14 protein-coding genes are annotated in these 12,032 nt (G+C 72.3%); 6 read left to right on the plus strand and 8 right to left on the minus strand.

The window, feature by feature from the left end; translation table 11 throughout:
- Positions 1-10: 10 nt before the first annotated feature.
- Genes ACZ5J1_RS16270 through ssd form a run of 4 tightly spaced genes read right to left on the minus strand, consistent with a single transcriptional unit; the run spans position 11 to position 3,733 of the window.
- Entirely contained in the window at positions 11-751 is a 741-nt protein-coding gene (locus tag ACZ5J1_RS16270; protein WP_464560580.1) for a type II secretion system F family protein, read from the minus strand.
- Positions 748-1,530 carry a type II secretion system F family protein gene (locus ACZ5J1_RS16275; protein ID WP_464560581.1) on the minus strand — a complete coding sequence of 261 codons (783 nt, stop codon included), beginning with the start codon at positions 1,528-1,530 and terminating at the stop codon, positions 748-750. Before ACZ5J1_RS16275 ends, ACZ5J1_RS16270 begins: the two co-directional genes overlap by 4 nt.
- Positions 1,527-2,675 (minus strand): TadA family conjugal transfer-associated ATPase, encoded by a 1,149-nt coding sequence (locus tag ACZ5J1_RS16280; protein WP_464560582.1) that lies wholly within the window; start codon positions 2,673-2,675, stop codon positions 1,527-1,529. The genes ACZ5J1_RS16275 and ACZ5J1_RS16280 overlap by 4 nt, the downstream gene beginning before the upstream one ends.
- The gene (gene ssd / locus ACZ5J1_RS16285) at positions 2,672-3,733 is read right to left on the minus strand and encodes a septum site-determining protein Ssd (RefSeq protein WP_464560583.1); all 1,062 of its coding nucleotides are present in this window, start codon (positions 3,731-3,733) and stop codon (positions 2,672-2,674) included. Before ssd ends, ACZ5J1_RS16280 begins: the two co-directional genes overlap by 4 nt.
- A 112-nt stretch (positions 3,734-3,845) precedes the next feature.
- Between ssd and ACZ5J1_RS16290 the strand changes: the two genes are divergently transcribed.
- The 3 genes from ACZ5J1_RS16290 to ACZ5J1_RS16300 all read left to right on the plus strand — a co-directional run bounded on the left by ACZ5J1_RS16290 (position 3,846) and on the right by ACZ5J1_RS16300 (position 5,575).
- The gene (locus ACZ5J1_RS16290) at positions 3,846-4,637 is read left to right on the plus strand and encodes an HAD family hydrolase (protein WP_464560584.1); all 792 of its coding nucleotides are present in this window, start codon (positions 3,846-3,848) and stop codon (positions 4,635-4,637) included.
- A gap of 296 nt (positions 4,638-4,933) precedes the next feature.
- Positions 4,934-5,173: a hypothetical protein gene (locus ACZ5J1_RS16295; RefSeq protein ID WP_464560585.1), complete on the plus strand. Its 240-nt coding sequence runs from the start codon at positions 4,934-4,936 to the stop codon at positions 5,171-5,173.
- A gap of 48 nt (positions 5,174-5,221) precedes the next feature.
- Positions 5,222-5,575 carry a dihydrofolate reductase family protein gene (locus ACZ5J1_RS16300; RefSeq protein ID WP_464560586.1) on the plus strand — a complete coding sequence of 118 codons (354 nt, stop codon included), beginning with the start codon at positions 5,222-5,224 and terminating at the stop codon, positions 5,573-5,575.
- Here ACZ5J1_RS16300 and ACZ5J1_RS16305 read toward each other — a convergent pair.
- Complete coding sequence (locus ACZ5J1_RS16305; RefSeq protein ID WP_464560587.1) at positions 5,529-6,254, minus strand: Fic family protein; 726 nt, start codon at positions 6,252-6,254, stop codon at positions 5,529-5,531. The genes ACZ5J1_RS16300 and ACZ5J1_RS16305 overlap by 47 nt on opposite strands.
- A gap of 35 nt (positions 6,255-6,289) precedes the next feature.
- On the opposite strand from ACZ5J1_RS16305, the gene ACZ5J1_RS16310 reads away from it, so the two are divergent.
- The gene (locus ACZ5J1_RS16310; protein WP_464560588.1) at positions 6,290-7,180 is read left to right on the plus strand and encodes a class I SAM-dependent methyltransferase; all 891 of its coding nucleotides are present in this window, start codon (positions 6,290-6,292) and stop codon (positions 7,178-7,180) included.
- Between the two features lie 86 nt (positions 7,181-7,266).
- A complete protein-coding gene (locus ACZ5J1_RS16315) occupies positions 7,267-8,460 on the plus strand; it encodes a flagellin N-terminal helical domain-containing protein (protein ID WP_464560589.1) in 1,194 nt (397 codons plus the stop codon).
- Here the strand turns inward: ACZ5J1_RS16315 and ACZ5J1_RS16320 are convergent.
- Positions 8,444-9,685 (minus strand): MFS transporter, encoded by a 1,242-nt coding sequence (locus tag ACZ5J1_RS16320; protein ID WP_464560590.1) that lies wholly within the window; start codon positions 9,683-9,685, stop codon positions 8,444-8,446. The two genes, ACZ5J1_RS16315 and ACZ5J1_RS16320, sit on opposite strands and share 17 nt — an antisense overlap.
- Positions 9,686-9,780: 95 nt before the next feature.
- On the opposite strand from ACZ5J1_RS16320, the gene ACZ5J1_RS16325 reads away from it, so the two are divergent.
- Positions 9,781-10,728: an NAD(P)-dependent oxidoreductase gene (locus ACZ5J1_RS16325; protein WP_464560591.1), complete on the plus strand. Its 948-nt coding sequence runs from the start codon at positions 9,781-9,783 to the stop codon at positions 10,726-10,728.
- 24 nt (positions 10,729-10,752) lie between these two features.
- Here the strand turns inward: ACZ5J1_RS16325 and ACZ5J1_RS16330 are convergent, their stop codons facing one another.
- Together ACZ5J1_RS16330 and ACZ5J1_RS16335 are read right to left on the minus strand one after the other, a co-directional pair.
- Positions 10,753-11,343, minus strand: a complete 591-nt coding sequence (locus ACZ5J1_RS16330) for a hypothetical protein (protein WP_464560592.1) — start codon at positions 11,341-11,343, stop codon at positions 10,753-10,755.
- A gap of 51 nt (positions 11,344-11,394) precedes the next feature.
- Positions 11,395-12,006: a CDP-alcohol phosphatidyltransferase family protein gene (locus ACZ5J1_RS16335; RefSeq protein ID WP_464560593.1), complete on the minus strand. Its 612-nt coding sequence runs from the start codon at positions 12,004-12,006 to the stop codon at positions 11,395-11,397.
- Positions 12,007-12,032 lie beyond the last annotated feature (26 nt).

Below are 12,032 nucleotides of genomic sequence, written 5' to 3' on the forward strand. Positions count from 1 at the left end.
CCGGGAGCTCTCACCACCCCAGGGCGCCCGCCAGGCCCGCGACGACCGGGACGATCCCGATCGCCAGGAACGCGGGCAGCAGGCAGACCCCGAGCGGCAACGCCGCCTGGACGCCGACCCTCCGGGCACGCTCCTCGGTCTCGGCCCGAGTCGCGCGGGCCAGCTCCAGCGCCAGCCGTTCGATGACGATCCCGACCGCGGCGCCGGTGTCGTGCGAGCGCAGCAGAGCCACCCCGAGAGGTCCGACTCCCGGCTCGGCAGCGACCCGGCGCCACACCTCACCCGGATCCGCGCCGAGGTGCAGCGGCGCCAGCAGCTCGAGGAGACGTTCCGCAGCAGGACCGTCGAGCGCCCGAGCGGCCGACTCGGTCGCGGTCGCGGGCGCCAGTCCGGCCCGCATCCCGGTGGCGATCAGCCGGACCAGGATCGGGAGGTCGGCGGCCAGGGAACGGCGCCGGACGACCGTCGAGGTCGGCTCGGCCCGACCGATCGCCCGCCAGCACCACCCCCCGACCAGCGCCGCGACCGCCAGACCGACGGTGCCACCGACGAGCACCCAGGCACCGGCTGCGACCCCGCAGCAGAGCAGCGCCCGATGTCGGCGCACCCACCACTCCTCGCGGGTGAGGTCGACCGACGGGGTGCCGGGTACGACGACGCCGAGCCCGATCCGCGGCGGACCGGCCAGCAGCGCGACGGCGGCGCTCGCGCCAGCGACTGCGACTGCGACTGCGAGGAGCGCGAGGCTCATCGCTCGGCCCCGCGCGCGATCAGCTCGATCCACCACAGTCCGGCCACGCCCAACGCCAACCCGACCGCGAGGCAGCCCACCCCCAGGGTCGTGTGGAGCAGCACGTGCCACGGGTCGCCGCCGATCCCGCTGCCCAACGCGAGGGCCGCTACCGGCAGCAGCGCGACCAGACGGGCCGTGGCCCGGGCCGAAGCGAGCTCCCCGGTCACGATCGACCGCGTGCGGGCGGCGTCACGCAGGTCGGCGGCCACCAGGTCGAGTGCGCCGGCCAGGCCGGCACCCGTCTGGCGGGCGACCTGCCAGGTCGCTCCGACGTAGCGCAGCGCCACGGCTCCCGGCAGCTCGTGCGCCAGCTGCCTCCAGGCGCGGGCGACGTCGGCACCGAGGCGCTCGGCCTCGGCCACCGGTGCCAGGGCCGGCCAGGCGTCGGCGGCCCGCGCCAGGGCCGATCCGGCCGGCTGGCCGGAGGCGAGCTCGGCGGCGAGCTGCTCACAGATCTCGATGATCCGCGCGGCGACCTGCTGGGCCGCGCGGTCGGCGGCGCGGCGCCGGACGAGGGCGAGTCCTCCGACACCGGCCAGACCGATCAGTCCACCGAGCAGCGCCCACCGCGGGGCGAGGACGGCGGTCAGGCAGACCAGCGCCGCCGCTGCGCCGAGCGCTGTGCGGCCGGTGTGGGCGGTGCCGGACCGGCGAAGCGGGCCGGGCGTCGGCCGCACCAGCAGGGCCGCGCTCGCTGCCGCTGCGGTGATCGACGTCGCGGTGAGCACCGCACTCATGGCGGGCCTCCCACCGGGGCGCCGATGCGCTCGGCCAGCCTCTCCGCCCCCGGCCCGGGCACGACGGTGCCGTCGACCCAGGTCACCGTCGGCACCATCTGCACAGGACCCGAGCGGGCGCGGTGGGGGATCGCGACCTGCGTGACCCGGCGGGTGCTGCGGTCGATGTGCAGGACCAGGTCGAGGCCGGCAGCGATCTGGGCGTGCGTCGCCTCCCGCGACAACCCGGCCGACAGGGCGAGGGCTTCCAGGCGGGCCGGGACGTCGCGGGCCGAGTTGGCGTGCACGGTGCCGCATCCGCCCTCGTGGCCCGTGTTGAGCGAGGCCAGCAGGTCGACCACCTCGGCGCCGCGGACCTCCCCGACCACGAGGCGGTCCGGGCGCATCCGCAACGCCTGCCGCACCAGGGTCTGGAGCGTGACCGCACCGGCACCCTCGACGTTCGCCGGCCGCGCCTCCAGTGCGACCACGTGCGGATGGTCGGGCCGCAGCTCGGAGGAGTCCTCGACGATCAGCACTCGCTCGGTCGCGGGCACCAGCCCGAGCAGCGCCGCCAGCAGCGTCGTCTTCCCCGATCCGGTGCCGCCGCTGACCAGGAAGGCCAGGCGCCGCTCCACGATCTGCCGCACGACGGGGATCAGCGCCGCCGGGACGCTGGCCTCCAACGGCAGCGTCGTGCGGGCCGGGACCCGCAGCGAGATCAAGGTCCCCGGGCGCGCGATCGGCGCCAGCACCGCGTGCAGACGGGTGCCGTCGGTGAGCCGGGCGTCGACGTAGGGGACGGCGTCGTCGAGTCGTCGACCGGCCGCGGCCGCCAACCGTTGGGCGAGCCGCCGGACCGCTGCCTCGTCCGGGAAGGTCAGGGCAGCCGTCTCCAGCCCGTGCCCCCGGTCGATCAGGACCTGGTCCGGCCCGTTGACCAGGACGTCGCTCACGCCCGGCAGGCACAGCAGCTGCTCGAGCGGCCCGGCGCCGTCGACCTCCCGGCGCAGCAGGTCGACCGTGGCCAGCACCGTCTGGTCCCCGACCGGACGACCGGTCGCCCGGAGTGCCTCGGCGACCCGGTGTGGGGTGATGTCGCCCGGTCGGGCCGCGAGCCAGGAGCGGACGTCGGTGAGATCGCTCTCCTGCGGCAGGGCGCTCATGCGACGCCGACCGTCCCAGCGACCTCGCGCACCACCCGGGCCAGCCGCTCGCCCCGGTGCCGGACCGGGCCGTAGCCCAGGTCGACGGCCTCGGCGATCCGGCGCGATCGCGGCAGCTCGGCGATCACCGGCGCGCCGAGCACCCGCTCGACCACCGCCGGTTCGGCCCCGCCTCCGTGCCCGATCACCACGCGCACCCGGTCGCGGTCCGGCAGCGCGGCGATCACCCGCAGCGCCGACGCCACCCCACCGACGGTCGGGTGCACCACGACCAGCACGAGGTCGCAGCGCGGCACGACCTCCTCCCAGGTCGCTCCCGGCGTGCGCGGCAGGTCGAGGACGACGGCCTCGTGCCCACGACGGACCGCGGCCAGCACGTCGCGCACCACCGTCGGGGCGACGTCCACCGGCGTCGAGCCGTAGGCCAGCACGGAGACCCCGTCACGGCGCGGCAGCGAGGCGCGCAGGGTCTGGGCGTTGAGCCGACCGCGGCTGGCCGCCAGGTCGGTCCAGCCGATGCCGGCGACCTCCTCGAGCCCGAGCACCCGGTCGACCCCGGGACCGAGCGGGTCCAGGTCGACCACGGCCGAGGGCGCTGCCGCGACCTGGCCGAGGGCACAGGCGAACGTGGTCGCACCGACCCCACCCGATCCGCCGACCACCCCGAAGGTGAAGCCGCGCGACGCCTCCGACTCCCCCAGTCCACCTAGGGTCTCCTGCAGCCAGCCCCGTCCCTCCGGCAGCTCGACCACACTGTCGGCACCGACGCCCCACGCGGCGCGGTAGACGGCGGCCGCCGGGTCCTGCCAGGCCACGACGGCGACCTGGCCCCGGCGCGGCGGGGCACTGGCGGCGAGCTCACCGACGAGGTCAGCCCCGACCAGGACCGCACCGGCCGAGACCCAGCGGCGCAGCGCACTGCCCGGGTCGTCGGCGCACGCGACCGGTGCCCCGGCGGCTGCGGCCAGATCGGTCAGCTCGTCGCGCAGCGACGAGTCCCGGGTGACGACGAGGGCGATCGGGGCGTTCTGTGCGGTCGAGGGCGACGGGAGCGGCATGCCACGAGGGTGCCGAGCACGCCGCCCACGGTGCCGGAAGTGGCCGAGCGTTGGGGATAACCGTGACCGAAGTCCCCGCAGGGGACACGACCGGTGCCCGTACGATGAAGGGGTGGGAACCGTGGCAGCGTTCTTCGACCTCGACAAGACGATCATCGCCAAGTCGAGCGCTCTGGCCTTCACCCGTCCGTTCGCGGCGGGCGGACTGCTGAGCCGCAAAACCCTGCTGCGTAGCGCCTATTCGCAGTTCATGTATGTCCTCGGTGGCGCCGACCACGACAAGATGGAGGAGATGCGCCAGTTCATGAGTGAGCTGGTCACCGGCTGGGACGTCTCCACCGTCAAGGAGATCGTCGCCGAGACCCTGCACCACGTCGTCGACCCGCTGGTCTACGACGAGGCGGTCCAGCTCATCGCCGACCACAAGGCCTCGGGCCACGACGTCATCATCGTCAGCGCCTCCGGGGTCGAGGTCGTCGAGCCGATCGGCGAGATGCTCGGCGCCGACCACGTCATCGCGACCCAGGTCGGCATCGACGACGAGGGTCGCTACACCGGCGAGATCACCTTCTACGCCTACGCCGAGAACAAGGCGACCGCGATCCGGGAGCTGGCGGCCGCTCGCGGCTACGACCTGACCGAGTCCTTCGCCTACTCCGACTCCGTGACCGACGTACCGATGCTCGAGGCCGTCGGGAACCCGTTCGCGGTCAACCCGGACAAGGAGCTGCGCAGGACCGCCACCGAGCGCAGCTGGCCGATCCTGGTCTTCACCAAGCCGGTCGCACTCCGGGCCACCCTCCCGGCGGCCAAGCCGACGCTGGCCGCGCTCGCGGTGGGCGGTGTGATGGTGGCCGGTGGCGTGATCTGGGCGAGTGCCCGGCGCCGGCGCATCGGCGCCTGACAACCCTCCCACCCTGCCTCCGGGGGCAGCGAAGATCAACCCTTGTTTATGGCACCGATGAGGCGTAGACAGGAGTCAGAACAAATCAACAAGGCCACACGCGGTTGGGTACCCACGCGGTGATCGCTCCTTCTTTGAGGACGCTGTTCGCAGCGGAGAGACAACCCGCCGGCAGCAATAGGACAAGTGCACGCTTGGTAACCCGATGGACGCGTGAAGTGAAGATGGCACCCGGTTCCCCTGAGCCGGGTGCCATCGTCTTGTCCGGATCCTGATCGTCGAGAGGCGGACGCGCCATGGGAAAGGTCATCGCAGGGATCACCACGTCGGTCGACGGCTACATCGTGGGGCCGCACGACGGTCCGGAGCACGGTCTCGGGATCGGCGGCGAGCGGCTGCGCTACTGGGTGATGGGCGGTCCGTGGACCTACGCGGACGGCGACCACCACACCGACGGGATGTCCGGTGCGGACCGGGATTTCTTCGAGACGATCACCGACGGAACGTCCAGCGGCATCGCCGGCCGCGGCATGTAAGACTCGGCGGGCGGATGGGGCGGCCAGAACCCATTTCCGGGGACCTTGGTGGTGCTGACCCACCGCACCGAGGACCAGCCCGATCCCAGCACGGGCTTCGTGTTCGTCAACGGGTTCGGTGCGGCGTTGGCGACAGGGCGCGAGCTTGCCGGCGACGGCGCGATCTCGCTCTGCGGCGGAGCGGACCTGATCCGCCAGGGCCTGGCCGCGGGCGTCGTCGACGAGCTCGCGATCTCCACCGCGCCCGTGGTGCTGGGACGCGGCAAGCGCCTGTTCGAAGGATTCGACCACGATCTCGATCTCGCGGTGTTGGGCACCTGGAGCTCGCCCTACGCCACGCACGTGCACTACCGGGTCAGAGCGCCTCGCGACGTAGCGGACTCGCCTCGGCCCCGGCGGTGAACGCCTCAGCGCCGTAGAGCAGCCAGGCGTGCACCCCAGCCTGCGTGCCGCCGGCGTAGCCGCGCAGGTTGGACTCGTACTCCGCGCGCAGCGCCAGGTGTCCGGCCTCCGGCACGGTCAACGACTTCGGGTCCACGCCGCGGGCGACCATCACGAGCCGTTCGGCGGCGCGGGCGACCAGGCCGTTGTGGGAGGCGAACGGTGCCGCGGTGGCCAGGTCGGCGTGCACGATCGCGGCGACCACCAGCGCGGGCGCGGTCGTGGGCGAGGAGAGCAGGTCGGCCAGCCCCTTGAGCCGTACGGCGGCCTCGGCCGAGACCGGCCGGCCGAGTGCGTCGTCGCCGACCCGACCGGCGGCCGCGACGGCGTGCAGCCGGGCGAGCGCCTGCAGGGGCGCGGTGCTGATCACCGGCACCAGGGAGAGCAGCTCGGCCGACAGCCGGACCGCGTCCTCGGCGGTCTCGTCGCCCTCGCCGGCACGCAGCTGCGCGAGCGTCGACTCCGACCCGGAGAGCACCGCGCTGGCGTGCGCGCCCCGCAGCAGCGCCTCTCCCGTCTGCTCCGGTGTGGTCTTGCGCAGCCCGCGGTCGCGTTGCAGGACGTCGATCCCGTCACGGGCGGCGGCGTAGGCCGAGGCGACACCCTCGAGAGACACGAGACGTGCGAGCGGATCAGTCACGAGGGACAAGGCTAACGACGACTAGTCTGGCCGCCATGGTGGAACCCGCTCGCTCCTTCGGTCAGCAGGCCGAAGCGTATGACCGTGGGCGGCCGTCGTACCCCGCCGAAGCGGTCACCTGGATGGTCGGTCAGCCCGGCACGACGTTCGTCTCCGTGCTCGAGCTCGGTGCCGGCACCGGCAAGCTGACCCGCGGCCTGGTCGCCCAGCGCTACCACGTCTTCGCCACCGATCCCGACGACGCGATGCTCGACGTCCTGGCCGGACACCTGCCCGACGTCCGGGCCACCAAGGCCGTCGCCGAGCAGCTGCCCGTCCCCGACCGGACCGTCGACGTGGTCGTCGCGGCGCAGGCCTTCCACTGGTTCAACCTCGACCAGGCGCTGCCCGAGATCGCCCGCGTGCTCAAGCCCGGCGGACACCTCGCGCTGGCCTGGAACCGCCGCGACGAGTCCATCCCGTGGGTGCGCAAGCTCGGTCGGATCATCGGCCCGACCCCGTCGGACGGCGTCGACCCCACCGAGGACCTGGTCGCGTCGGGCTACTTCGCGGGCGTCGACTACGCCACCTTCACGTTCTGGCAGGAGATCGACCGCGACACCCTGGTCGACCTCGCGCTGAGCCGCTCGGTGACGATCAGCCGCTCCCCCGAGGAGCGCGACGAGGTCCGTCGCCAGGTCGAGGCGCTGTACGACGACTACGGCCGCGGCACCGGCGGGATGCGGCTGCCCTACGTGTGCGAGGTCTGGCGGGCCAAGGTGACCGACAAGCAGCCGGTCACCCCGCCGATGCCGACCACGCTGATCTCCAGCAACGAACCGACGCCGAGCATCGAGCACACAGCGGTCGCGCTGCCGCGGGTGCTCGAGGACTACGCGATGCCCGGGGACGACACGGGCGAGGTCAAGCTCTTCACCTGGCACTGACGGGGCTCAGGTCCGGGACCACCCGGCCGAAGAGGGAACTGCCGTCCAGGGAGGGACGGCATCGTCGTTCCACGGAGGGAACCCCGATGGCGCTCGCTATCAACACCAACGTCAGCGCGCTGACCGCCTACCGCAACCTCGCCGCCGTGCAGCGCGCGCAGGCGACCGCGGTCGAGCGGCTCTCCTCCGGGCTCCGGATCAACCGAGCGGCCGACGACGCGGCCGGCCTGGCCATCGCACAGCGGCTGACCTCCAGCATCAACGGCCTGGGGCAGGCGATCCGGAACGCCCAGGACGGGATCAACCTCCTCCAGACCGCCGACGGCGGCCTGACCGAGACCCACGCGATCCTGCAACGGATGCGGACCCTGGCCGTCCAGGCCGCCAACGACTCCAACGACGCCGCCTCCCGCTCCGCGATCGGCAAGGAGATCACCCAGCTCAACAAGGAGCTCGACCGGATCGCCAGCACCAGCGAGTTCAACGGCCAGAAGCTGCTCAACGGCGCCCTGACCGCGTCCGACGTCACCGTCGGCGCGTCGGGATCGACGGACAAGCTCATCGCCAGCATCGGGACGCCGTACTGGGGCGACGGCACCCCCGGAGCGGTCACCACGGACATGGGGATCACTCTCGGGATCGAGGCCGGCACGAACCCGGGTGAGATCGCGATCCACGTCACCGGGACCGACGGCACAGACTTCTACATCGACGACTTCAACGGTCCGGGCGGAGGTGGCCCCTTCCAGGGTGTCGCGCTGGGGCTCAACATGAACAACAACGTGGCGGTCCAGATCACCTTCGGCAGCGCCACGCTGACAGCAGCGGACATCGGCAAGTCGGCCACGCTCCAGGTCACGAACGGCGCCGTGGCGGCCCAGACCGAGGCCGTCACCCTCCAGATCGGCGCCAACGCCGGGGAGACACTCGATATCAACGCCGTCGGCGACATGTCGTCGGCCACCCTCGGGACGCGTTCCCTCGACCTGTCCAGCGCCGGTGCCGCCACGGCGGCCCTGGACGTGCTGGACCGGGCTATCCAGACGGTCTCGACCGGTCGGGCGAACCTCGGCGCCTACCAGAACCGCCTGCAGCACACGATCAACAACATCTCGGTGGCGCAGCAGAACCTGCTCTCCTCACGGAGCAGCATCACCGACACCGACATGGCCGCGGAGATGGCCGCCTACACCCGGACCAACATCCTGGCCCAGGCCGGGATGTCGATGCTGCGTCAGGCCAACCAGTCGGCGCAGAACATCCTCACGCTGCTTCAGTGACGATCCCGCGGCGGGAGACCAGCCGCACCACGACCGCGCTCGCGCCGACCACGACGGCACCCAGCACCGCGACCTTGAGTCCTGCGAAGGCTCCGTCGGCGTCGATCGCCGCACCGGCGATCAGCGCACCGACGGTGATCCCGACCGAGATCGCCACCGCGGGCCACGACATCGCCTCGGTGCGGCGGTGCGGCTCGGCGTAGGTCTGGATGAACGACATCGCGGCGATCAGGACCGGCGAGGTCGACAGACCGACCAGGAAGCCGACCCCGAGCATGGTGGGGACGTCGTGCGCGAACAGCAGCAGCGGCACGACGAGGGCGTAGCCGAGGAACGAGAGCACCAGCCGGCGCTGCATCGACCAGGAGGCGGTGAGCGGGCCGACCACGATCCCGGAGATCACGCTGCCGCCCGCGAAGGCGGCCACGATCAGGCCGGCCATGCCGCCCATCCCGGCCTCCGTGGCGACCGCGACCGCGGAGACGTCGATGGTCGCGAAGCCCATCCCGACGCCGGCGTAGGCCGGCAGCATCGGCAGGACCCCGCGCGGCAGCACGCGACGCCTGACGGCCGGCCGGGAGGACTCGTCGACTCCGCCGGCGCGGCGGGCGGGAACGTCGGACGCACCGACGGTCTCGCCGTACCAGGCGATGCCTGCTGCGCCGATGATGCCGGCGACGGTGGCGACGCCGAGCGCCCAGCCGGCACCGACGGCGGCCGCCAGTCCGGCGGCGAGGGACGGGCCGAGGACGAAGGAGAGCTCATCGAGCACCGACTCCAGCGCCAGGGCGGTGTGCCGCTGGGCCGGGTCGGTCAGGGCGCGGGCCCACCGGGCCCGGATCAGGCTGCCGAAGTCGAGGGCGGTGGCGCCGACGGCGAAGCCGGCCACCAGCCAGGTCCACCGCGGTGCGTCCTGGGTGACCACGGCGATCAGCGCGATCGCGGAGACCACCGAGGTGGTGAGGCTCGCCGCGAGCACCGGGCGCTGCCCACGCCGGTCCGCGAGCCGGGACCAGAGCGGTCCGCCGACGCCGACCCCGATGATCGAGGCACTCGCGACCGCGGCCGCGGCGCCGTAGGAGCCGGTGTGCTGGGCGACCAGCAGCAGCACGACGAGGTTGGACATCGAACGCTGCAGGCGTCCGACGAGGGCAGCCCCGACGACGGCCCGACGCTGACGGGGCCCGAGGATCTGGGCGTAGGAGCCGAGAACGGCGACGGACATGTGAGTGTCCCCTCCTGGCCTCAACCCGAAGACAGGTGACCCTGTCGGCGGCTCGGGGAGACCCCACGAGGGTAACCCTGGATAGGCTCAAACCGATGATCGTCACACCACTCGTCTGGGTCCCCTACCCCGTGCAGGAGCTCGGCATCGCTCCCGAGGCACTCCAGCGCGCCGAGGTCCGCCACGTCGATCTCGGCGCACTCGCGACCGAGGACCTGGCCCGGATCGAGGAGGTCCGGTTCGCCGCGGTGCCCTACGGCTTCGACTTCGACATCCTCGACGTGCTCATCCGGATGACGGCGCTCGAGGTGCTGCAGGTGCAGTTCGCCGGTGTCGACGTGTTCCGCGGTCGGGTGCCCGAGCAGGTCACGCTGTGCAGCGGTCGCGGCATCCACGACGCCTCCACCTCCGAGCTCGCCCTGACGCTCACGCTGGCCGCCCTGCGGGGCATCCCGACCTACGTGCGCGAGCAGGACCGGCAGGTCTGGGACCGGAAGTGGCACACGTCCTTGGCCGACTCCCGGGTCGTGATCGTCGGCGCTGGAGCGATCGGCGACGCCGTACGACGTCGGGTGGAGGCGTTCGAGGCGACCACGGTGATGGTCGGGCGGACGGCTCGGACGGGCGATCACGGACCGGTGCATGCGGTCGCGGAGCTGCCCGACCTGCTGCCCGACGCCGACGTGGTGATCCTGATCCTGCCGCTGACCGGTGACTCGGCCGGCCTGTTCGACGCGGCCATGATCGCGCGGATGAAGCCCGGCGCCCTGCTGGTCAACGTCGCCCGTGGCGGGATCCTCGACACCGAGGCCCTGATCGCCGCGTGCACCGAGGGCCGGATCAGCGCCGCGCTCGACGTCACCGACCCCGAGCCGCCACCGCCCGGCCACCCGCTCTGGACCACCCCGAACGTCCTGATGACGCCGCACGTCGGCGGCACCGCGAGCTCGTTCTACCCCCGCGCCAAGCGCCTGATCGGCGAGCAGGTCACCCGCTACGCCCTCGGGGCGCCCCTGACCAACATCGTCTCCGGCCCGTACTGACTCGTCGTTCGCCGAGATGGCCGGTCAGTGGTGCAGCGCCATCGCGGCGGGGATCGCGATCGCGAGGAACCGGATCCAGCGTCCGATGAAGACGGCGATCGCGAAGGGGACGATCTTCATCTGCGACAGACCCGCGACCGAAGCGGTGATGAAGAGCGGCGGGATCCCGACCGAGGCGCAGATGAAGATGACGATCGGGCCCTTCACCGGGTGCGAGAGTCCGTCGAGCAGCCAGGCGTTGAACCGCTTCCACCGACTCGGCGGCGGAGCGTCCTCGTCCCCCGGCTCGGCCAACTCGGCCACCTCGGACACCTCGGTCGCCGTTCGGGCGACCTCGGTGTGTTGGTCTCCGCGAAGGAGCTGCTCGGCCTCGAGCTCGGCGTCGACGGCTCGCTTGCGGGCGACCGCGTTCTTGCCGGTGCGGACGCCGAGGAAGAGGGTGCACTTGCCGAGCGTCGTACCGATCGCCAGGGCCAGCGTCACGAAGATCGCGTCGTTGACGCTGCTGACCGCACCGCCGGCGAGGGCGATCGCCTCGGCGTTGATCACCGGGATGACCGCAGAGGCCCAGCCCAGCCCGATCGCGATCAGGCAGGCGAGCGCCAGCTCAGCCACGCGCCTCACCCACTCCGGTCACCCATCCCGGTTACCCAGTCAGGCTTTCGCTCACGCGCCAGCGAGTTCGGTGCGCTCCAGCTCGGTGATCAGACCGTAGACCCGGTGGGCCGAGACCAGCTTCACCACGAGCTGGCAGATCGCCACCACGGTGATCACCCAGACCGGCAGTCCCCACAGCCCGGAGGCGAGCAGCAGCAGGATCAGCAGGGTGGTGTTGGCGACCTTGGCCGGCACCGACCAGTTCCACCGGTAGACGGTGCGGTCGACCTCGTAGAAGTGGTTCGGGCTGACCAGCGGCCAGTACAGGAACGAGAGCGTCAGCAGCAGGTCGACGACCATGAACTGGACGAAGTAGATCCCGAGCGGCCAGGCGAACTCGTGGTGCATCCCGAGCAGTCCGACGAGCAGCAGCGAGGAGTTCGCGCGGTCGGACAGGATGTCGAAGGTCGCCCCGAACCGGGTCTCCTGCTTGAGGATCCGCGCCGCGTTGCCGTCGGCCGAATCACCCACCCAGTAGACGCCGTAGGCGATCGCCAGCATCGGCACGGAGGCCTGCGTGATGGCGATGACGCCGAGGATGATCGCGGCGACCGTGCGGACCAGGGTGATCAGGTTCGCCCACGTCCGCCATTGGACGCGAGGGACGAGCGGAGTACTCACGCAGGCGACCTTAGTGGGCAACGTTG

The sequence above is a fragment of the Nocardioides sp. JCM 18999 genome, from assembly GCF_055391175.1.

Coding starts and splice junctions, on each gene's coding strand:
- ACZ5J1_RS16295 (WP_464560585.1), top strand. CDS start 4,934: ATGGGAAAGGTCATCGCAGGGATCACCACGTCGGTCGACGGCTACATC.
- ACZ5J1_RS16280 (WP_464560582.1), bottom strand. CDS start 2,675: ATGAGCGCCCTGCCGCAGGAGAGCGATCTCACCGACGTCCGCTCCTGG.
- ACZ5J1_RS16315 (WP_464560589.1), top strand. CDS start 7,267: ATGGCGCTCGCTATCAACACCAACGTCAGCGCGCTGACCGCCTACCGC.
- ACZ5J1_RS16310 (WP_464560588.1), top strand. CDS start 6,290: ATGGTGGAACCCGCTCGCTCCTTCGGTCAGCAGGCCGAAGCGTATGAC.
- ACZ5J1_RS16320 (WP_464560590.1), bottom strand. CDS start 9,685: ATGTCCGTCGCCGTTCTCGGCTCCTACGCCCAGATCCTCGGGCCCCGT.
- ACZ5J1_RS16270 (WP_464560580.1), bottom strand. CDS start 751: ATGAGCCTCGCGCTCCTCGCAGTCGCAGTCGCAGTCGCTGGCGCGAGC.
- ACZ5J1_RS16325 (WP_464560591.1), top strand. CDS start 9,781: ATGATCGTCACACCACTCGTCTGGGTCCCCTACCCCGTGCAGGAGCTC.
- ssd (WP_464560583.1), bottom strand. CDS start 3,733: ATGCCGCTCCCGTCGCCCTCGACCGCACAGAACGCCCCGATCGCCCTC.
- ACZ5J1_RS16275 (WP_464560581.1), bottom strand. CDS start 1,530: ATGAGTGCGGTGCTCACCGCGACGTCGATCACCGCAGCGGCAGCGAGC.